The sequence below is a fragment of the Capnocytophaga genosp. AHN8471 genome, from assembly GCF_016806945.1.
GTDB classification, from domain to species: domain Bacteria; phylum Bacteroidota; class Bacteroidia; order Flavobacteriales; family Flavobacteriaceae; genus Capnocytophaga; species Capnocytophaga periodontitidis.
In genome coordinates this window covers 65,002-85,919 of the sequence record NZ_JAESPJ010000025.1, presented here as the reverse complement: position 1 = coordinate 85,919, position 20,918 = coordinate 65,002, and the positions used below count along the sequence as shown (strand labels likewise).

Sequence of the window (20,918 nt, the reverse complement as noted above, 5' to 3'; positions counted from 1 at the left end):
GGATGGGAGGGGTGGGAGAGAAACTCGGAGGGACTGGGAGAAACTCGGAGGGAATGGGAGGGGTGAGAGTTTTTTCGGGGGATGTGAGTGATGGGAGTGGTGGGAGGCGGTGGGATTTGGTGATTGGGGAATGGGTGATAATGAGTTTTTTTTGGGGGGGAGATAATAATAAATTTTTGCCAAAGAGACGAACTTTTGGGATTATTCATATCTTTGGCAAAGTGTAGATTGTTTTTATTCTTCGTCATCACCATCCCAGTATTCTAAAAACTCTTTAATGAGTTTGGAGGGATTGGCTTTTTTAGTCCAAAGAATTGGAGTTTCTTCAAAATCTTGCTGATGAATAATAATAGGAATATTACGACCGAATATTTTCTCTATTTCACCTTCATCTAACAATTGTTTGGCGAGGGCGATCACTTCTTTTATAAATTCTTTGCAAAATCTATCTCCTTTTTTGAGGAGTTTATCGTACAAATCCTCGTCTTCTTCAATAGCACGATCATTTTCTTCATCGGTGTAAAAGTGAGGGGTTTTGGTAAACCACTGTTTAAGCAGTTTATCTTTTTTACCTCCTATAGTTTCCATTTCAGTTTGTAACCAATAATCAAAATTCCACTTGGCTTCTTCTTTAGAGGCAGCATTGTAGCTTTCTTCTTTTACATTTGAAAGGGTGTTATAGCTCAGTGTAATTTTAGGGAATCGCAAATCGTCGTCGTCACAGGTGTAGCAAAAAGACAGTGCGTATACATCTTTTTTATCCTCCTCATTCACAATCTCTTGAATTGCATTTTTCAACTTCTCGTAACTCTTCTCTGTAAATTTTTTTCGTTCCTTTTCCACTATTAATATTGCTGTTTTAGTGTTATTTATTTGTAATGCTTTTTTTAAAATGATTGCAAAAGTAGTTATTTTATTTTACATAGCGCAATTTTTTTAACTATTTTTTTTCATTTTACACAATGAGTAAAGAAACGAACTTCTTAAGATAGTATTTTGTATAAATTCGTAAGTTTTAATGCTACTGTTTCATCAAAAGAGGTAGTATTTTTCACTTGTATATCGGCCTCTTTATGTTGAATAGCGAGCGTAAGTTGCAACATAGGATGAGTTATAGGGTTGATAAGTGCCATAAACTTTACATTAGTTGTTTTGGCTAAGAAGAGTTTATGTTCTGTAATTTCCTCGGTGAGGTTTTTGATGATTTGCATCATACACACCCCGGGAGTGATAGGATTGTTAGGAAAATGGCCTTCGAAAATAGGGTGTTGAGGATTGAGGGTAAGGGTACAGAGGTAATTTTCTGCATCTTGTTTTTCTAAGCTATTGAGGGTATAAAAATCTTTTAACATCTTTAACAATTGACAATTAAGAATTAACAAGGGGTTCTAAAACTATTTTAATGGTAAGGGTGTGGTGCTCTATGGTTATGTTGTTAGGATTGTATATAAAGGTAGTATACAACCTTTTACCTTGTATATTGAGTTGTTTTTGGAGTGTATCTTCTGAGGTAAACAGATAAACTGTATCATTCCCATCTTTGCTTTGTTCCACCACTATAGTGTTATTTATGTATTTTTGGGTAACCTGCCAATGGGTTTTCAGTAGGTGATTAAAGTCGGTATTGAGGGTACGAATGATGATTTTTCTATTGAGATCAGGAGTTATATAGTTGGTTTTTATCTTTCCGTTTTGGTTTTCAAAATCGAAAAGCGTGTTGCCAAAGTCGGTAGTGAGGGCTACTCGCCACGTATTGTCTGCGGTAATTTTAGCTGCTAAGAGTCCGCTAAAAGTGTGACCATAAGCAGTAATAGTAGCTCGATAGAGATACTCCTCCCCTACTCTTATGTGGGGATTGGCTATCGTTGTTGGCGTTGTAGCCATTGATTGGTATTCAGCAGGGAGGTTATAAGAAGGTGAACAACTGCCGAGCCATATAACAAACAGACTACATTTTAAAATTTGCTTCATCAATTTTTGTATTTAGTTTTTTATTGCTGAATAAGATTTCGGTGTAGTCTTTAGAAGGTTCAATAAGTTTTACGCGCTCTACTATGCTATCGACATCGAAATAGAGATGTATTTCACTCACATATTTCAAAAGCATCTTATCCTTAGGCAATAGTTTTACCAATGTACTTTTGCCCGATTTAGCAAAGGTCATAGCAAATTCTTTCTCGTTGAACATATCACCACTGATAGAACTCACTATCAAGTTGTTTATTTTTTTGAAGACTTTATTATCAGCTTTCATCTGTGAGACATTACCTGCATCGTTCACTGTGATATTATCTTTCTGAAAAATAATGCGATAATGGTAAGGCTTTGTGTATTGCCAATTCAGTTTATCGGGTTTAGCGAATGCCATTTTTCCAAAAGTCTCAATATCCTTACTCATAAAATCCAAGTGTTTTTTCTGAGTAAAATCGGCTTGCATTGTTTGGATTGCCTTGTTTTTAGCAATAGTTTGCGTTTTGAAGTCGCGTATTTGGACTTCAGTAAGGGCTTGGGCACTGATTGTTAAAGGTGCAACACAAATAAGGAATATTAAGAGTTTTTTCATTCTAAATTGTTTGTAATTGTATAGTTATTTTCTTTGAGATACTGCAATAAGCGTTCCAAAACGGTGAGGGTATGAGGCAGACGGTCGTGCATCAGGATAATATTGCCGTTGGTAAGTTTGCGCACGATGCGATGAAAAAGCTTGTCTTCATCGTGTATTACGGTATCTAATGAACGTACATCCCAGCCTATGGCTTTTTTAGCTGTTGCCCGAATTGCTCTAGCAACGGGTGGTGAGGTGATTCCGTATGGAGGTCGGAAATATGGAGTAACGATATCCAAATGCGCCAACGTTTCATCGGTATGGAGAATTTCGTTGGCAAGGGCTTTTGCGTGCAGAATATTTTTAGGCTGATGTGTAAAAGTATGGTTTGCCACTAAATGACCTTCGGCTTGCATACGTTTGACGACCTCTGGATATTTTTGTATTTGTTCACCTACACAAAAAAAGACTGCTTTGGCATTATATTGCTGCAAAAGGTCTAAGAATTGTGGTGTGAGTTCTGAGGGACCATCATCAAAAGTTAGTACTACTGCTTTTGCTGGACGCCCCTTTAAGAAGTATTGTGTTTTAACAAAATAAGAGAGGCGGATATCGAATACCCCCCAAGAGATAATGCCTAAAAATAGAATTACTAATAGAATATAGACATATAGGGGGGCTTGCCATAGGGGGCAAGTTCCTATGGCAATTACAAAAATAACAGAGGTGTAAAAGTGTTTATTCAATGGTTTAAATAGTGAATATTTTAGTTTTTCTACAATAAAAGTTGTTTTAGTACGGCAAAAGTAACATACATTTTACTTCCTTACAAATATTTGAGTTATTTTTTTCTCTAAGCGTAGGAATTCAGTTTTTATTAAGGGAATTTTATTTTTACTTTTTTCGATGTAAAATTTTCTTCGTTTGAAAATAAGTTGTACATTTGTCGCGAATTTAAAAACATTATTAACAACATAAAACACTTACCTAAACTATTACTCTAAAATTATGAAAGATGAATTAGATGAAATAGATAATGAGATACAACGTTTAAAACAAAAGATGTCTGATTATCTGAAATTTACCAAAGTTTTTGACGAAGCTCCTGAGAAAATAGAAATCCAAATCAACATTATGCTTGATGACTTATACAAATTGATAGAAAAACGCAGTGAGTTACAAAATAATGAATACTAATCTAAAAAATATCTAAAATGGAAACACTCAAAAAAGATTTACAAGCATTAATGCAATTTTCGGGCAGTGCTTTGTTTGACAGTAAGTTATTAGAATTAAAAAACACTTATACTACTACTGAAGAGCGTTCATTCATATATAATTTTTTCTTATCGGATATGGAAAGAACACATAATACTATTAAGGATATTTCTAAGCGATTAGAAACTATACGAGTAGCTGAAACGGCATAAGTAGTAGAAAGAAAACAGAATAACAATTACATAAAGACATAAATTAGCGTTTCGCTTTACAATTTCCTAACTTCAGAAAATACGACCATATTTTTTATACCAAGGAAAGTGAAGTGGAAATGCCTGCGTTATAAGCGTGGGCATTCCTTTTGCTTTTGGTATAAGCCTTTGGTCGGGCTTCTGAAGTTGAGCAATAAGGAATGTTTCACGTTTTTTTTATGCGTTTATATGAACGATAAAGGCGGAAACCGAAAAGCCTGTAAGAGAGTAGGAATGACAAACTAAATTTTTTATTTAACAAATGAGAAAAGTAATTTTAATGGCAGTAGCTGTGTTGGTTGCACTGACTATTAGCAATTGCGGAAAAGAAACCGAAAAAGTAATTGAACGTGTAGAAGTTCAAAAAGGTAGTCAAATTCTTTCAGGTAATGATGTACCAACGACTTCGTTAGGAAGTGTAGGAGACTATTATCTAAACAAAACTACAATGGAACTCTACGGGCCTAAAACAACTGAAGGATGGGGAAATGCCATAGATCTAAAAGGAGCTCAAGGTGAAAAGGGAAAAGATGGAAAAGATGGCTCTAATGGTAGCAACGGAAGTAATGGTAATAATGGAACAAACGGTTCTAACGGAAAAGATGGAGCAACTATTCTATCTGGAATTACAGCTCCTACTACTTCACAAGGAAAAGTAGGTGATTGGTACATTGACACTCAAAACAAACTTCTTTACGGACCTAAAACAGAAAGTGGTTGGGGCACAGGAATTAGCTTGATAGGCAGTAGCAGTGGCGCTACACAAAAAACTGATTTTTTAGTAAGTGACGATGGCACAACACTCTTGCAATGGAGAAATAAAAATTCTACAAGTATTGATATGACGGCTATCCCTGAATTGGCTACTGTTACTAAGATAGGGAATAAAGCTTTTTATGGTTGCGAAGATTTGTCTTCTATCAAACTTACTGAAAAAATAACTACTATAGGGCATTCAGCATTTGAAGATAGTGGTTTAGAAGAAATTCGTTTACCTAAAAATGTCACTTCACTTGGTCGTAATATTTTTGAAGGTACAAAGGTTAAAACTATTTATATAGAAGCTACTACTCCTCCTATACTTCACAATGGAAAATATAACAACAACCCTCATCTTGGAAAGATAAATTTACAGAATGTGTATGTTCCTGCAAGTAGTTTAAACGCTTATAAGAATAATGCTCAATGGAAATACATTACTGATATAACAGAATATGACCCTAATACTCACCAACAAGTGGTAAAAGGTACTAAACTAAAAGCTATGCCTTAATTTTCATCAATAATAGAAACAAAAACTGTAACACCTACTTATTGTAAGTGTTGCTTTTTTTATTTCTTCAACAGTACAAAACTAAAATCTTTGCCTCTATATGAATTTACTAATAAAATATATTGTATAGGGGTGGAGGAGAGAGTAAGCTCGCAAATGGCAGGAAGGGTTTGCTTTTGTAGTACTTGGCAAGCCAACCAAAATCCGAAAGCTGAGGCTGTGTAATACTCGCTACTCAGGGTTTTGTAGTGCAAGGTAGGGCGTTGCCAAGAACGGTTTTCTGCTTCACCAGTAAGTATCAAGTCTATATTAGAGAGGGTAAGATGGTGGCGAGAAAGAAAGTTGTTTAGGGCTGTTTGTTGTTGCTCAGAGGTGAGTTCATTGTACAAAGCCACATCTACAAGTTCTCCATAGGTATTGGGGGTAGCCTCTGCTGATAATGCAAAGAAACTCGCTCCTTCCCCTTTTTGATCAAGTCCTACTAAATCATATAAATACAAAGTGTGCGGGCTGTGTTCATCTACACCTCCTACCAAAGCCGTATTGATAGCGTCTTGCTCCATTTGCATTTTGGCATCTAACAAAGCTGATTCAAATGATACAGCCCCATTTACATAGGTAAAGTTTTCTCCTTTGCACTGTAACAAAAGGGCTATCTGCCCCGCAACAGTATTATGAGTAGATTGTATAAAAGCCGTGGGGGTGAGGTGCTCCTCGTTGTCGTTGATAAGCGCTGTAAGGAATTTTTCAGAATCTTGCAGGCACCCCATACCCGTACCCACCAAAATAGCATCAGGGGTAGTGATATGCGCTTCTTTTAAGGCTTCGGTAGCAGTCGCTATACCCATTTTTACGCCTTTAGCCATACGACGACTAGCATTAGGAGCAATATATTCTTTATAAGAAGGTTCTTGAGCGTAACACACTTCCTCTGGAGTAACCTTTATGGCTTCATCGAGGAAATGAGAAGTTAAGAAAGTAGGTTGAACCGAGATACAGGCTATTCCGTTGATATAAGACTTCATTCAATTAACAATTTACAATTAATAATTAACAACTACTTATTGATAAAAACATTTATCTTTTGTTGTAATTCAGGTTCTATGGGAAGTGTTCTATTGATAAGTAAACTATCTGCTTTTTTATTGTTTTCCTCAATCACATAAACACTCTTTAAAAAAGGTTTTTCTGCCAAGCTAAAATCATACTGATAATGCCCTGCATTACCTTGATATATATGAAGTTTTAGTGTATTTGCTTCTTTTTCAAAGTTCATATCAGTAATAGCTATTGTATCCTTTCCTACTATAAAATAGTATGGAATAGGATAGGATTGCCCTAAATATTGCAACTTATATATTCCTTTTTCATCTTGATAGCATTTGATATTATCTTCTTCTTCAAAGAGAACACTCTCCTGAGGAGTTTGCTTGGATTGTTGTTTTTGAACGCAAGCAAAGAAAAGAAATAAGGATACGATTATTAGATATCTCATATTATTTTTTTTCTAAAATGAAACTACTTTTATAATCTATTCAAAATAAAGAAGATACAGGAATTACAATAAGAGTAGGTAACGATTTAGTAATGGTTCTTATTTCATTTGATTATACCTATTTTCTCAGTAACTTCTGGGTGCAAAGGTACAACATCTTGACAATATAAACAAAAAATTTTACCTTTGCACCCGCAAACGTGCGCTGCTGCATAGGCTTCTGTAGAAGCCTATGCAGCAGCGCACGTTTGCGTGGAGCTAATTGTAAATCTCCTAAAAACCAATTGTTTAAAAAATGAAGATTTTTTTAAGTTTGCGTATATCATTGTTTTTTCGTAATATAGCGCAATAAATTTAATATTTAATTTATGTTTCAACAAATTTTGAATCAGTTGGCTGTAAGAGAACGCCAAATCACGCTGGAAGGATCCGCCGTGGTTAAAGAATCTTTAGAAATGGTACAATTCCTAAAAGACCTCTTAAAGGAGGCTAAGGAAGAGGTACAGCAACGAGGTTTTACGGACCAAGCTGAAGAGATACATTTCTTCCGCGAGGTACAACCTCAAATGGTTAGCAGACTCATTTTCTATAATGAGATCTACCAGATAGAAAGTAAAGCAACTTTACTCTCTACTGAGGCTGCTAAAAAGTTTCTAAAAGACAAAGAAGCCCAATGGTTTAAAGAATCAGAGACTTTAGAAGCAACCGATTTCTTCAGTTACATTGCTTTAGGAAGAACCAATCGTGATGTAGAGTATTTTACTCGCAATTATGATTACCTTCCTCAAAGCAATGAGGGGTATTTGTTTTCTTTTGATGGAGCCTTTTCTACCTGTCATAGCTTTGAAGTTGCTAAGATAGGGGCTGCCAAGGAACTCTCCGATTATCTTTTTTTTTCGTACTCGTGAAGAAGAAGATATGCCTTTAGAAATTCTAAATCTCTTAGAATGGACAGGGCAAAAGACCGAGCTCATAGAGCTAATCTATGGTTTGTATGCTACCAATCGCATTTCATCAGGAAAAGTTTCTATCAAGAAGCTAACTGCGGTATTTGAAAAGCTCTTCAAGGTAGAATTGGGAGATCTGTATCACACTTTTCATCGTATGAAAGGACGCTCAAAAAACCTTACACCTTTCCTCGATGCTTTAAAAGTGGCTTTACTAGATCATATAAACAACTCCGACCAAAAGTAGTTTTGCTAACTTCAAATAAAAACGTTTAAACATTGTTTAATCAGTTTTTTAGGGAAATAGACAGTTTCCCTTTTTTAGGGAGAAGGATTTATTCAAATATTATATTCATTATTTTCAATTATATTTATTATTTTCAATTTAACTCTTCTATAGAAACTCCCTAAACACACTTTTACCTCCATTTCTCAAAAAAGCCTATTATAACCCATTGGCATTTTTTAGATATTTCTTCCTATAAACATCTCTAATATCTTCCAAAACAACTATTAATCTCTTTACAATCAACGTAATAAATAAAAATCACTTCAACTACGTTAAAATGCACATTTCAATGGGTAGTACTTGGCAGTTTATGTTTGGTATTTGTCAGAACTTTGCCGCCGAGAATTTAACCTTATACGCAATGAATTTAATCACCATTGAAGAATCTGCTTGGAAAGCCCTTATGGAGCAACTCCAAAGCATTGAAAACCAACTCAAGCAAGAGCCTATTGAGTGGGATAGTTTGTGGCTTAACCAAAAAGAAATCTGTCAATATCTCCACCTAAGTGAGAAAACCCTATGGCGAATGCGCAAACGCAATGAAATCACCTACTCCAAAATCTATGGACAGTATTTCTATACCTTGGGAAGCATTCGCAAACTCCTTATCAGTCAATCGGTAGAAAACACTGAAAGCTACCTGCAATCCCTCACTCAAAAAGCCAAAGGTTATGTTGAAAAAGCAAGATATTTTAAGTAGAACCGAAGGAGGACTACAGGTCTTCCAGCACTATCTACAAGGCAACTGGTGGGTAGGTAAAAACTTTAAAAACCCTTTTTATGACGATAAAAATGCTTCCTGCAATATCTATAAGTACAGACAGGGGATTTATAAGATGAAAGACTTTGGCAATGATACTTTCAGGGGTGACTGTTTTTTCTTAGTAGGTTACCTCTATCAATTGGACTGCCGAAATGCCTCTGATTTTATCGAAATCCTAAAGATTATCAATCGAGATTTACATCTGGGGTTAGAGCAATCCACCTCTATAATTACACAAAAACCTCAAATACCTCCCACTATCACCATAGAAAGTACTACCCCAGAAACCAAAAAATCTATCTCTTATCAATTTACCCAAAAACCTTTTACCCAAGAAGAGTTAGCCTATTGGCTAAAATATGGCATCACTCAAGAAATCCTGAGCAAATACAACGTGATCTCTTTGCAAAGCTATTCAAGTACCAACAAAGACGGCAAACCTTACACTATCACCTCCACCTATAATGAGTGGATGTTTGCTTACCTTTTTAAAAAGCATTTAAAGGTCTATCGTCCCTTTTCTAAACTGCGTTTTCTCTACGGAGGAAGCCCTCAAGATTACTGCTTTGGTGAGTCACAGCTACCACTACAAGGCGACATTCTTTTTATCACTGCAGGTGAAAAAGATGTAATGAGCTTAGCCAGTAGAGGCTTTTCTGCTATCTGTTTTAATAGTGAAACAGCCCACATTCCTTTACAAAAACTCCAAAAGCTAAAAATGCGATTCCGACATTTAGTCCTTTTGTTTGATAGCGACGAAACAGGTAAAAGAGCCTCTTTAGAGCAACAAGCCCAATTAGCACCTTTAGAAGTATTTCGTTTGGTTTTACCTCTTTCAGGTACTAAAAAGGATAAAGATATATCCGATTATTTTGCGCAAGGTAAAACGGGTAGAGACCTATTGCAACTCTTTTATCAGACCCTTAGCAAACACTATGAAGAAAGCCTATCGCTACTTAAAAACTGCGAAATCCAATGGGATAAACCTCCCCAAAAGCAAGAGACCATCATTGCCATTGGCAAAACTCCTGTAGGAGTACAGAGTAGTTTATTGGGCATTACAGGAGGCGAAGGTACAGGCAAAAGTCATTATGTAAGTGCCCTCATTGCAGGTTGTCTTAACAGTAAGAACCTTCCTATTGACACATTGGGCACAACGCTACTACCTTGCCACAAAGATAAAGTGGTGCTATTTTTCGATACAGAACAGTCTCAAGACCAGCTCTATCAAAACATTAGCAAACTGCTTAAAAGAGCTAAACTAACCTCTCTTCCTGATTTGCTACACGCCTTTTGCCTCGCCCAACTCCCTCGCAGAGAGCGATTAAAGGTCATTCGTGAGGGCTTGGAGAGTTTTTACTACCAATGTGCAGGAGTGTTTTAAAATTCACATTACATTATTTTCAGCATTTCCATAATTTTATTACATATCATTCAAATAGTATTCAGACGGAAAAGAAACGGAAAAGAAACGGCAAAGAGACGGCAACATAATTTGAAAATTAAATTTCAATTTAATTGTTAAAATAAATAAAAACATTGAATATAATGCAATTTAAATTTATTTATAAGTACATAAAAAACATCATAAAAATTTTGCTGTATTAAGAATAATATGTACCTTTGCATAAAATTAAATAACCACCCTAATAGTAGAAAAAATGAAGAATGATAAATAATGAACTAATTTTAAATTATATACTAAAAAATGGCAAGAATTAAAAACAATTTCGCTATGGAAGGTATGACAGGAAAAATAGGAAATATTTTTGTATACCGACATAGAAATGGTAAAACCATTGTATCAAAAACACCAAACAAAACAGCTCCTTTATCAGAAAAGCAAAAAGGACAAACCCAACGCTTTAAATTGGCAATTAACTATGCTAAAAGTGCTCTTTTAGACACTACTCTAAAAGAATACTATGAAGCAGAAGCAAAGAAAAAGCAAAATGTAAGTGCTTATAATGTAGCTGTTGCTGACTATCTAACCTCACCCATAATTAACAATATAGACTATTCAGGATATACAGGTGATGTTACAAATCAAAAAATAATTATTGAACTAGATAACAATACCAAAGTGATTAAATTAAGTGTGAAAATTGTTGCAAAAGACAAAAGTACCCTTGAGGAAGGAGAGGCAACCCTATCAAATGGTAAATGGCAATATGCTACCACTTCATTAAACGCCACGCTACAAGGTACTAAAATTATTATCTCCGCTACCGATCGACCCAATAACACTACTAAAAAAGAAATAGTATTGTAATATAATAAAAAGCTATCTAAAATCATCTTTTTAGATAGCTTTTTTTCTTATTTATAATATTTTTTTTTCTAAAATTATTTTGATATTTCAAAATAATATAATACCTTTGTCGAGTAATTTTTAAAAACATAATCTATGTCAGTAAAAGCTAAGTTATACTTTGATGGAGGAGAAAGAACCCTTTTGAGTTATAATTTCCAAGCAAATAAGCGCATAGGAAATAATGATCGTCCTGCTTTTTTAAAAGAAATGATATTTAATATATCCTTTTATCCTGAAAAAGGAGACGAATTCTTCTATCGTTGGGTGCTTAACAAAAGTGAAGAGCCACAACGAGTAAAAATAGTGTTATACGATGCAGTTTGGAATCGTATAGTAGAACAACACGAAATCTACTATTCTACAGGAATTGAGTTTGATAGTGAGTTCGACCATCAATTAGGAACTATAAACCGACTTAAGATCCATGCTCTTACCCTTATTACCAACGAAATATACTATACAGATATACGTTTCGGGGTGCATCACTTTGGTGAAATAGAAAGACAAAAGAAAGTATCAAAAAAACCTGAAATTATGGGATATTATTTTAAGGATATAAATGGAAAACGTATAAGCCAAGATAAATTAGAACCTGAAATGGAAATATATTTATGCGTCGAAACTGAAAACGCTTCAAACCAAACACTTACCATAAACTTAAATGATCCTCGAATAGATTATGAATATGAAGGACAAATAGTGGAGAATGATATTTTAAAAGATATTTCTATCACAGGAGATACCACCCATATCAAATTAAAAACAGTTGAACCTAAAAATTAAACAAAATGGCAGAAAATCAAAAAACAAATTTAGCTACTGTACGTTTTAGTAGTGGCATAGGAAATACATTGCAAATTAAATTCCCTGAGGTTGTTTCTTCTAATGATACTTGTTTCTGTAATAGAGATTTTACAGTAGATGACTTAAAGAGAATAATAGAGTATGTAAGAAAGAATGATGATAAACATATTGAAAGCCAATATACTGACACAATTCAAGGAAAAGAGGTAGATCCACGGCATAGAAAATTTCATAATCCAATATTAAAAGATAAAAATAATATCTTAGTTGTGCAAATGGGGACTGAGTATTTCAGTTTAGCAAAATATGAAAAAATGAAATATAAAGAAAATGAAATCCCCCATAAGAAAAGAGATAAGTATGGAGAGGAAAGAGATTCATTTACTAAAAATGGATATGATCTCTTTACACTAGGAGATGAGTCATTTAATTTAAAAGGAGATAGTGATGCAGTTTACCAGAAATTTGTTAATGAATTAAATAAAGCTTTTAAAAAGTATGATATAAACACTTGTATTAGAAAAATACATTTCTTAGCACAAAGTTATGTAGAAACAGGGTACTTCTTAAAAATATGTGAACCTGATACACAACAAAAGTATTCAGGGACTAGTGTTTATAGAGGAAGAGGATTACTTCATCTAACTAATGATATAGCTTATTTTAAGTATTATAACTATATTAATAATTATAATATTGTAGAAGCTGGAAAAAATGGAGTTTTTAATAATAAAGAAAATATCCTAAAAATAATTAAAGATAAAAAATTAGACCAAACTCTCAAAAAGTTTGCTTCTGAGGTAGCAACAAACTGGAATTATGCTGTAGATTCTGCAGGTTGGTATTGGGCTGATGGACAGGGGAAAAGTGGTGTTATAGCGATTGTAAAAGGAAGTATAAACCCTATTGCTGATACTGATAATGTTAGAAATGTTACGGCAAAGATTAATGCTGGACTTAGTCATTTAAATGAAAGAGAAAAATATACAAAACTTTTTAAAAATGCGATGAATTATGATAAAAAGAAATGTGATAAAAATAAGAAAAAATAAGATTTTATATTTTTCCATATTATCTACTATTATTCTCTTTATTTCTGGTTGTAATTCACAAGGACAGAAAAATAGTTATGAATCTATCTCAGTAGTAGATTTTGACCAAGACTCTGTTTTTTATCAATTAGATATAAAAGATGAAAAGCTAAACACAAAGGAAAAATTATTACTCACTCGAGAGATCATTGTAAAAGATTCTATTTTTGGAGGAAAAGGGAATAAAGATAATTGGAATAAAGCTTTTACTTATAGTGAAAAACTTAGAAAAATAAAAGGAGAAATTCCGAATTACTTACCTGAATATTTATATAAAGTTTTCCTTTATGAGAATAGCTTTTACAAAAAAATAATTTCTTTTAAAACTAATCTAAACTCTATTGTTATATTACGACAAGGAGAATCAAATGAATTACTTAATAATGAATCAGAAAAATGTAGTTTTGAAGACTTCCGATATCTGAGAATTACTCAAGTCTCACCTGAAAATATTAACTGTAAAAGTATAAATCTTGCATATAAAGAGGGAGAGTGGTATGTTTTTTCGACAGAAGAATTAAAAATAGATGACATAAAAAAACTTAGTTATTGTATAGATTCTCTTTCATGTGTTCCTGCTAAGTATTATGATACTGAAGAAACGATGTATGATAATTGCTTAAATTGCGATAATAATTAAAATATTCACCTTTCCAAAAATGTTAATGTAAAGTTAATACCATAGCTTTTGCTCATCCTAGTGGCTATCTCTCCAAAGATATTGGCACCAGCGGAGGCAAGCAGATATAGTCCCTTGTTGTCCATTAATGTCGTAGGTAGCTATGGAGACGGGAACCACTTTGTCCTTATACTCTAAGGATTTTATAGTGAGAAGTTACTACCACTACTCACTTTTCAAATAACACTTTTTCTTCTCTCCCTTTGATATGGTTTTTGAGGTCGTTTCTCAGGAGTTCGACACTCAATTAGCCGATGAGGATTTGCGCCCCTTTGCCCTAAAAATCTTCCCAGAACTGGTTCCTTACTTTAAAAAGTACGAGAATGAAATTGATGAGGATTTTCAGCACTCTGCTGCCTATCAATCCCTCTATACAGAACTTACGGGTGCCATCGAACTATGGATAGAAGAAAATGGCATATCTTAAACGACTGAGCTTTAATCGTAATGCTCGTGCATTGGCGTTGGCTTTCGATTTAGAGAAGCAAAAGCGCACGCTTCTAAGCCAAGAAGAGCGAGAACTCTTACAACACTATTCAGGCTTCGGGGGATTGAAGTTTATCCTCAATCCCCACCAGTCTGAAGCTGATTTAAAGTACTGGGCAAAAGCTGACCAAGTCTTTTGGCAAGATGTAAGGAGTCTGTATGCCCTTATTAGAGAACATTCCACTGATGAAAGGCAATACCAAAACTATGTACAAAGCCTTAGAAATTCTGTACTAACGGCTTTTTATACCCCAATGCGTCTTACCTCGGCTATCGCTTCAGCAATAAAGGAAACAGGCGTACCTCTGCAAACAATGTTAGAACCCTCGGCAGGAGGAGGCAATTTTATCCGTGCTTTTAAAGAAGAGCATCCTTCTCTTGTGGTTACTGCTTTTGAAAAGGACTTGCTCACAGGCAAAGTGCTCTCTCATCTTTACCCCGAGGAGCAAGTACATATCGATGGCTTCGAACAAATCAGCCCACTGAAAAGAAACCAGTTTGATTTGGTAACCAGCAACATCCCTTTTTCCGATACCGCTATCTTTGATTTGAGTTACTCTCGTAGTAGCGATCCTGCTAAGGTACAAGCCTCCCGTAGGGTACACAACTACTTTTTCTTAAAGGGCTTAGATATGGTAAAGGAAGGAGGAATCCTTGCCTATATCACCTCCCAAGGGGTAGCCGATAGCCCTCAAAATGAGATTATTCGCCAAGCGATGCTCTCCAATGCGCGCCTTGTCTCTGCCGTGCGCCTGCCTAACAACCTCTTTACCGATTATGCAGGTACCGAAGCAGGAAGCGATCTTATCATCCTTCAAAAAGACAGTCAAAGAGGTGCTTTAAACCCTATAGAAGAGCAGTTTTGCAATACAGCAAGGCTGCCACAGGGGATGCTACAAAACGAGTATCTTTCACAAAGAGAAAACGTTATTTGTACGGATGCTCTTGCAGGCACCAACCTATACGGACAGCCTGCGATGGTCTATACCCATAGTGAAAGAGTAGAAGGTATTGCCAAGGAGGTAAAAGAAAGAATCCTAAGCGATTTTAAAAAACATTATCTATCGCCTGAAACAGCACAACAAAGCCAAACAACACAAATTAAGCTACAAGAGGTTAATTCACAAAAAATTGAGGTAAAGGAAATTGAGGTAAAAAAGGTTGAACGGCAAGAATTTATTGAAATTGAAAGCAAAATCAACGAGCCTTCCTTTGCTATTTCCAATACTAATCTCACCTCTAAAGAGTCAAAAGAACTTAAGAATCAAAAAGTTGAACCCAAAGTCGTTCAGCTAAGTCTCTTTGATTTCCTATCAGAGCAGGAAACCACCGCTACTTTAGCAAGTCCTCCCAACATTTCAGCTAAAACAGTCCCTACTATACCCACTGGGGCTAAAAAGAAAACAAAGAAGAAAACAACTACCTCTCAATTAGGGAATGCTCAAAAGTTGGACTTGTTTTCTTTTACTTATCCTGTCAATCAAGGAAATGAAACAGAGGTGCTTTCAAAAGCTTCTCCTGCTTTGTATTACACGCCTCCTGCGGTATCATTACTAAAAGAACCTGTACCCTTTGAGGGAGAATATTTGCCTCATTTCAGAGAAGATACTTTGGTAGTACAAGCCGATACGGTGGGCTTTTTGCAAGATCTCAATAAGAACAAAACAGCTGCTACCTTTGTGCCTCTTGCGCTTTCTTCTTTGGAAAGACAAAAAGCCATTGCCTATATCGCTCTGCGTGATGCTTATGCTGATCTGTACCATAAAGAGGCTACCACCTATACCCCTTATCCTACGGAAAGAGAAAATCTTAACGCTCTTTACGATACTTTTGTCAAGAACTATGGTCGGCTAAATAGTGCTGATAATATCAAGCTAATAAAAACCGATGCCTCAGGCGCTGAAATCCCTTACTTAGAGCGTATCAAAAACGGTGTTTATCAAAAGGCAGATATCTTTCACAAGCCTGTGGTATTCTCTCTGAGGAAGAATGAAAACATTTCTACTGAAGAGGCGCTACTCACTTCCTTAAGTGAATTGGGGCGGGTGGATATTCCCTACATAGCTGAGCTTTCTAACACCAATGAGGAAGAAGTCAAAGCGCAGTTACAGGGCAAACTCTTTTACAATCCTATAGAAGACGAATACCAAATTACTCAAAAGTGGCAAGCAGGGGATGTCTTTACTAAAATCAAAGCCGTAGAAGCATATAAAAATACTCACTCTGAACATCCTAAACAATCAGAAATTGAGCACGCTTTAGAGGGACTCAGGCAGGTAATTCCTACCCCTATTCCTTTTGAAGAGTTGGATTTTAACTTGGGAGAGCGTTGGATCTCCCCACAAATCTATAGTGATTTTGCCTCTTCGCTTTTCGATACCAAGGTAGGTGTGCAATACAGTGCTCAAACCGATGAGTTTTCAGTAGAATGCCGACAAAAAAACTTGCATATCTGGGAGAAATACGCTGTAAAAAGTGAGAGCAGAACCTACGATGGTATTGCCCTCTTCAAACACGCCTTAGTAAATACTACCCCTGATATTACCAAGAAAATCAAGATAGATGACAAGGAAGTCAAGGTGCGCGATATGGAGGCAATCCAACTGGCAAACAGCAAGATTGATGAAATACGCAATGCTTTCCCTCTGTGGCTTTTAGAACAGAGTCAGGAGTTTAAAGACCGCTTAGCTGAGCAGTACAATCAGTCTTTTAACTGTTTTGTACGTCCGCAGTACGATGGTTCTTTTCAGTCCTTCCCTGGACTTGATAGAGAGAGTTTAGGGATAGAGGATTTGTATGATAGTCAGAAAGATGCTATTTGGATGATAAAGCTCAACAATGGGGCGATTTGCGACCACGAGGTAGGAGCTGGTAAAACCCTTATTATGTGCTGTGCCGCTCAAGAGATGAAGCGTTTAGGATTGGCACACAAGCCGATGATTATAGGGCTTAAAGCCAATGTACACGAAATAGCCGAGACCTATCGCCGTGCCTATCCTTTTGCTAAAATCCTTTACCCTGGCAAGGAGGATTTTACCCCTCAAAAGCGTTTGCGTATCTTTGGAGACATCAAAAACAATGATTGGGATTGCGTGATTCTCACCCACGACCAGTTTAAGATGATACCGCAATCCCCCGAGGTGCAACAGAGCATTTTGCAAGAAGAACTCCAAGATGTTGAAGAGAGTCTTTGGCAGTTGGAAAAACAAGGCAGTGAAGTCTCTCGTGCGATGATTAAAGGAATGTATAAGCGTAAAGAAAACCTAGAGGTAAAGCTCAAAACCTTAGAACACGACATCAATGAGCGCACCGATGATACAGTGGATTTTAAGATGATGGGCATTGACCATCTGCTAGTAGATGAAAGCCATAAGTTCAAGAACTTAATGTTCAATACAAGGCACGATAGAGTGGCGGGATTGGGCAATTCTCAAGGCAGTCAAAAAGCACTGAATCTGCTTTTTGCCTTGCGTACCATTCAAGAGCGCACTGGCAAGGATATGGGGGCTACTTTTCTATCGGGGACTACTATTTCCAATTCACTTACTGAGCTTTATTTGCTCTTTAAGTACCTGCGTCCTCAAGCCTTAGAAAAGCAACAAATTCACTGTTTCGATGCTTGGGCAGCAATCTATGCCCGCAAGACCACCGATTACGAATTTTCAGTGGCTAATAACATTGTGCAGAAAGAACGCTTCCGCTACTTTATCAAAGTACCCGAATTAGCACAGTTTTACGCCGAAATAACCGATTATAGAACCGCAAAGGATGTTGGGATAGACAGACCCGAAAAGAACGAAATTTTACACAATATACCCCCTACACCCGATCAAGAGGTATTTATTCAAAAACTAATGGAGTTTGCCAAAACGGGTAATGCAACCCTCTTGGGACGTGCACCACTATCCGAATCCGAGGAAAAAGCCAAAATGCTTATTGCAACTGATTATGCCCGTAAAATGTCCTTAGATATGCGAATGATCTCTGATAAGTATGAAGATCATCCTGATAACAAAGCCTCTCATTGTGCGATGAAAATCAATGAATATTACCAAAAATACAAAGCACAGAAAGGGACTCAGTTTGTCTTTTCTGATTTGGGTACTTACAAGCCCAACGAATGGAATCCTTACACTGAAATCAAACGCAAATTGGTAGAAGACTACGGCATTCCTGCTCACGAAATCCGTTTTATCCAAGAGGCTAAAAACGATAAAATGCGCAAACAACTCATCAGCGACACCAACGAAGGAAAGATACGGGTACTCTTTGGATCTACCGATATGCTTGGCACAGGGGTTAATGCACAGAAAAAAGCCGTTGCTGTACATCACTTAGATACCCCTTGGCGACCCAGTGACCTACAACAAAGGGACGGACGTGCCATTCGCAAAGGTAATGAAGTGGCCAAATATTTTGCTGATAATAAGGTGGATGTGATTATCTATGCCGTTGAAAAATCTTTGGACTCTTACAAGTTCAATCTACTATTTAATAAACAACTCTTTATCGACCAGCTTAAAAACAATAAGCTGGGCAAACGAACCATTGATGAGGGAGCTATGGACGAAAAGTCGGGAATGAACTATTCTGAATACGTGGCTATCCTCTCAGGGAATACCGATTTACTTGAAAAAGCAAAGTTAGAAAAGAAGATTGGTGCTTTAGAGAGTGAAAAGCAAACGTTCTTACGCTCTAAATACACCTCTAAAAACCGTTTAGATAACCTCTGTAGCGATTTGAAAGCCCTACAAGATCGCTTGTATCGTTTTCAGACGGATTGGCAAAACTTTTCAGATAAAGCCGTACGCAGAGAAGATGGTTCGGTAGTCAATGCCTTGCGTTTGGAAGGCTTAGACGAAAAGAGCAGTGTAAAACAGTTAGCGCAGAAGTTACAAGATTATGCCCAAAACGCTCGTACCAAAGGCGAATATCAAGAAATAGGAAGTATCTATGGTTTTCAGATATTGGTAAAGACTGAAGTCTCCAAAAAAGACGAACTTGACCTAAAAGAAAACCGCTTTTTTGTACAAGGAGAAGGTGGTATCAAGTACACCTATAACAACGGACGATTGGCAAGTGACCCTAACTTGGCAGTAATGAATTTTGTCAATGCCATTGAGAAAATCCCTGCAATGATGGAAAAGGAAGAAAAAGAGATTGCCCTTATCCAAAAGGACATTCCTCTTCTAAAGGAAATTATCGGAAAAGTATGGGGTAAAGAAACACAGCTCTCCGAACTTAAAACTGAGCTCTCAGCCCTCGATAGGAAAATACAACTTTCGCTCTCCTCCGATACTCCACAAGAGGCACAAGAAGAACAAGAAAAACAAGAGGTACAAGAGGCAGAAGAACTCAATAAAGAGCTATCACAAGAGAGTCAAAAAAGTGAAACTCAAGAAGTCCCAACTCCCACGAAGGAGTTTGTAAGAGAGACTCTTAACAGAAACTCACGAGGGTTTAAAATGTAGCATTTATTCCTTAAAGAACCTGTATATCTCCATTTTGAAAATCAGCAGAACTGATGTTTTGCTGGTTTTCTTTATTTTTATATACTGCTGATAAATAAGTGTTTATAATTTTCATATAAGATAAAAACAAAAATATATTTGAATTTTGTTGGTTGTTTCGTCAAAAATCACTAATTTGCGCCTCTAAATTACTATTATTTCTTTAATAAGAAGATATATGAATTATAATTCTACTGGTTTTTTTCCTAAATTTGACCCTAAAATCTATTGGAGTTTTGGAGTACTCCTTTGTCTTGGTATTTTCTTATTCATTTTTCAATGCTCTCGTCACGTAGATTGTCAGGAGGCTAACTTCTATGTCTTTGCCGATAACTATGCTGTGAAGGAAGTAATTGAGTTTGGTGATAAAACCAAAAATGCTAAATCGTGGAAATGGGATTTTGGCGATGGTTCTCCTGCCGATTTTAGACAGCGTACTTTCCACACCTATGAAAAGACTGGAGAATATGTGGTAACTCTTACTATCAACGGCTCTTGTACTTCTCAAAAGGTGCTTACCATTACCTCTCTCAATCAACAAGTAGGCTACCTGCCTACCATCAAAGCTCCTGATGTGGTCTTCTTAGGTGAAACCACTAAATTCATAGGACAAAAACAAGGAGGCATCTCATTTGAGTGGAGTTTTGGAGAAACTTCCTCTACTGATGCTGTGGGTGATTCTGTAACCTATAAGTTCAAACGTGTAGGACAAAAGAAGATAACCCTTATCGTCAATGGCGATTTAGACCATATAGCCACCAAAACCGTTTATGTAGCTCCCAAGCACGTTGTTGCTAAAGAGCCTATAGATATGGAGAGTTATGTATATGAACAACCTCATAGCGATTTTTCGCTGCCTATGGGCAAAGCACAGAAAGACCCCTTAGTGGATATGCTTACCAATATTCCTGTAGCTCCTAAAATACCTAAAAAGGAAGATACCCTTCCTCCTGCAAAGAAAGTCCCTGATATCTCTAATGAGCAGTTTATCCTGCTTCTCAATGGGGTAGCCTCTCAAGCTAAAACCAAAGATGATTTCAAAGACTATCTTTGTGAGAACTACCAGGTCCCTGTAGTTATCAATGATGATAAAATCGTACCTTTTGTACAGTTTTGTAAAGAAATTTCTGGAAAGAAAGTAAAAATAGAAAATTTGCGCCTGCAAAAGGATGTTAATAACGCTTGTATCCAGAATATATATGTTTATTACAAAGTAAAAGGAAAAATATTCTGGAAGAAAGGATAATAACAAT

General features: G+C 36.3%; 22 protein-coding genes. 15 read left to right on the top strand and 7 right to left on the bottom strand.

Annotation, left to right across the window (positions count from 1 at the left end; all coding sequences use genetic code 11):
* A partial coding sequence (locus tag JMN12_RS15320; RefSeq protein ID WP_238423888.1) for a hypothetical protein occupies positions 1 to 227 on the top strand: 227 nt, incomplete at its 5' end.
* A gap of 7 nt (positions 228 to 234) precedes the next feature.
* On the opposite strand, the gene JMN12_RS10585 is transcribed toward JMN12_RS15320, so the two are convergent.
* The 5 genes from JMN12_RS10585 to JMN12_RS10565 all read right to left on the bottom strand — a co-directional run bounded on the left by JMN12_RS10585 (position 235) and on the right by JMN12_RS10565 (position 3,291).
* The gene (locus JMN12_RS10585; protein WP_203139086.1) at positions 235 to 843 is read right to left on the bottom strand and encodes a hypothetical protein; all 609 of its coding nucleotides are present in this window, start codon (positions 841 to 843) and stop codon (positions 235 to 237) included.
* Between the two features lie 140 nt (positions 844 to 983).
* Positions 984 to 1,352 carry a 3-hydroxyacyl-ACP dehydratase gene (locus JMN12_RS10580; RefSeq protein WP_088593989.1) on the bottom strand — a complete coding sequence of 123 codons (369 nt, stop codon included), beginning with the start codon at positions 1,350 to 1,352 and terminating at the stop codon, positions 984 to 986.
* A gap of 16 nt (positions 1,353 to 1,368) precedes the next feature.
* Positions 1,369 to 1,971 (bottom strand): hypothetical protein, encoded by a 603-nt coding sequence (locus JMN12_RS10575; RefSeq protein ID WP_203139084.1) that lies wholly within the window; start codon positions 1,969 to 1,971, stop codon positions 1,369 to 1,371.
* Positions 1,949 to 2,563 (bottom strand): outer membrane lipoprotein carrier protein LolA, encoded by a 615-nt coding sequence (locus JMN12_RS10570; RefSeq protein WP_088593987.1) that lies wholly within the window; start codon positions 2,561 to 2,563, stop codon positions 1,949 to 1,951. Before JMN12_RS10570 ends, JMN12_RS10575 begins: the two co-directional genes overlap by 23 nt.
* On the bottom strand, positions 2,560 to 3,291 hold the full coding sequence (locus JMN12_RS10565; protein ID WP_203084883.1) for a polysaccharide deacetylase family protein: 732 nt from the start codon (positions 3,289 to 3,291) through the stop codon (positions 2,560 to 2,562). Before JMN12_RS10565 ends, JMN12_RS10570 begins: the two co-directional genes overlap by 4 nt.
* A 262-nt stretch (positions 3,292 to 3,553) precedes the next feature.
* On the opposite strand from JMN12_RS10565, the gene JMN12_RS10560 reads away from it, so the two are divergent.
* From JMN12_RS10560 to JMN12_RS10550, 3 genes are all read left to right on the top strand, one after another.
* Positions 3,554 to 3,742, top strand: a complete 189-nt coding sequence (locus JMN12_RS10560; protein ID WP_203139083.1) for a hypothetical protein — start codon at positions 3,554 to 3,556, stop codon at positions 3,740 to 3,742.
* Between the two features lie 17 nt (positions 3,743 to 3,759).
* A complete protein-coding gene (locus JMN12_RS10555; protein WP_203139082.1) occupies positions 3,760 to 3,975 on the top strand; it encodes a hypothetical protein in 216 nt (71 codons plus the stop codon).
* Between the two features lie 301 nt (positions 3,976 to 4,276).
* Positions 4,277 to 5,287 (top strand): leucine-rich repeat domain-containing protein, encoded by a 1,011-nt coding sequence (locus JMN12_RS10550; protein WP_203084881.1) that lies wholly within the window; start codon positions 4,277 to 4,279, stop codon positions 5,285 to 5,287.
* Between the two features lie 59 nt (positions 5,288 to 5,346).
* Here the strand turns inward: JMN12_RS10550 and JMN12_RS10545 are convergent, their stop codons facing one another.
* On the bottom strand, positions 5,347 to 6,312 hold the full coding sequence (locus JMN12_RS10545) for a beta-ketoacyl synthase chain length factor (RefSeq protein ID WP_203139081.1): 966 nt from the start codon (positions 6,310 to 6,312) through the stop codon (positions 5,347 to 5,349).
* A 32-nt stretch (positions 6,313 to 6,344) separates the two neighbouring features.
* Positions 6,345 to 6,782 (bottom strand): hypothetical protein, encoded by a 438-nt coding sequence (locus JMN12_RS10540; protein WP_203082360.1) that lies wholly within the window; start codon positions 6,780 to 6,782, stop codon positions 6,345 to 6,347.
* Between the two features lie 368 nt (positions 6,783 to 7,150).
* Between JMN12_RS10540 and JMN12_RS15495 the strand changes: the two genes are divergently transcribed.
* The 11 genes from JMN12_RS15495 to JMN12_RS10480 all read left to right on the top strand — a co-directional run bounded on the left by JMN12_RS15495 (position 7,151) and on the right by JMN12_RS10480 (position 20,911).
* On the top strand, positions 7,151 to 7,690 hold the full coding sequence (locus tag JMN12_RS15495) for an RteC domain-containing protein (protein WP_203139080.1): 540 nt from the start codon (positions 7,151 to 7,153) through the stop codon (positions 7,688 to 7,690).
* Positions 7,691 to 7,700: 10 nt separating this feature from the next.
* Positions 7,701 to 7,976, top strand: a complete 276-nt coding sequence (locus JMN12_RS15490) for an RteC domain-containing protein (RefSeq protein WP_009413673.1) — start codon at positions 7,701 to 7,703, stop codon at positions 7,974 to 7,976.
* Between the two features lie 331 nt (positions 7,977 to 8,307).
* Entirely contained in the window at positions 8,308 to 8,718 is a 411-nt protein-coding gene (locus JMN12_RS10525) for a helix-turn-helix domain-containing protein (protein ID WP_088594471.1), read from the top strand.
* A complete protein-coding gene (locus JMN12_RS10520; protein WP_238423887.1) occupies positions 8,690 to 10,165 on the top strand; it encodes a toprim domain-containing protein in 1,476 nt (491 codons plus the stop codon). Before JMN12_RS10525 ends, JMN12_RS10520 begins: the two co-directional genes overlap by 29 nt.
* Before the next feature lie 324 nt (positions 10,166 to 10,489).
* A complete protein-coding gene (locus JMN12_RS10515; RefSeq protein ID WP_203139079.1) occupies positions 10,490 to 11,053 on the top strand; it encodes a hypothetical protein in 564 nt (187 codons plus the stop codon).
* Positions 11,054 to 11,188: 135 nt separating this feature from the next.
* The gene (locus tag JMN12_RS10510) at positions 11,189 to 11,878 is read left to right on the top strand and encodes a hypothetical protein (protein ID WP_203139078.1); all 690 of its coding nucleotides are present in this window, start codon (positions 11,189 to 11,191) and stop codon (positions 11,876 to 11,878) included.
* Between the two features lie 5 nt (positions 11,879 to 11,883).
* The gene (locus JMN12_RS10505) at positions 11,884 to 12,951 is read left to right on the top strand and encodes a hypothetical protein (protein WP_203139077.1); all 1,068 of its coding nucleotides are present in this window, start codon (positions 11,884 to 11,886) and stop codon (positions 12,949 to 12,951) included.
* Positions 12,914 to 13,630: a hypothetical protein gene (locus JMN12_RS10500; protein ID WP_203139076.1), complete on the top strand. Its 717-nt coding sequence runs from the start codon at positions 12,914 to 12,916 to the stop codon at positions 13,628 to 13,630. The genes JMN12_RS10505 and JMN12_RS10500 overlap by 38 nt, the downstream gene beginning before the upstream one ends.
* Before the next feature lie 247 nt (positions 13,631 to 13,877).
* Positions 13,878 to 14,096, top strand: coding sequence for a DUF1896 family protein (locus tag JMN12_RS10490; protein WP_238423886.1), 219 nt, complete (start codon positions 13,878 to 13,880; stop codon positions 14,094 to 14,096).
* Positions 14,083 to 19,626: a helicase-related protein gene (locus JMN12_RS10485; RefSeq protein ID WP_203139075.1), complete on the top strand. Its 5,544-nt coding sequence runs from the start codon at positions 14,083 to 14,085 to the stop codon at positions 19,624 to 19,626. The genes JMN12_RS10490 and JMN12_RS10485 overlap by 14 nt, the downstream gene beginning before the upstream one ends.
* Before the next feature lie 217 nt (positions 19,627 to 19,843).
* Positions 19,844 to 20,911 carry a PKD domain-containing protein gene (locus JMN12_RS10480; RefSeq protein WP_203139073.1) on the top strand — a complete coding sequence of 356 codons (1,068 nt, stop codon included), beginning with the start codon at positions 19,844 to 19,846 and terminating at the stop codon, positions 20,909 to 20,911.
* Positions 20,912 to 20,918: the final 7 nt, after the last annotated feature.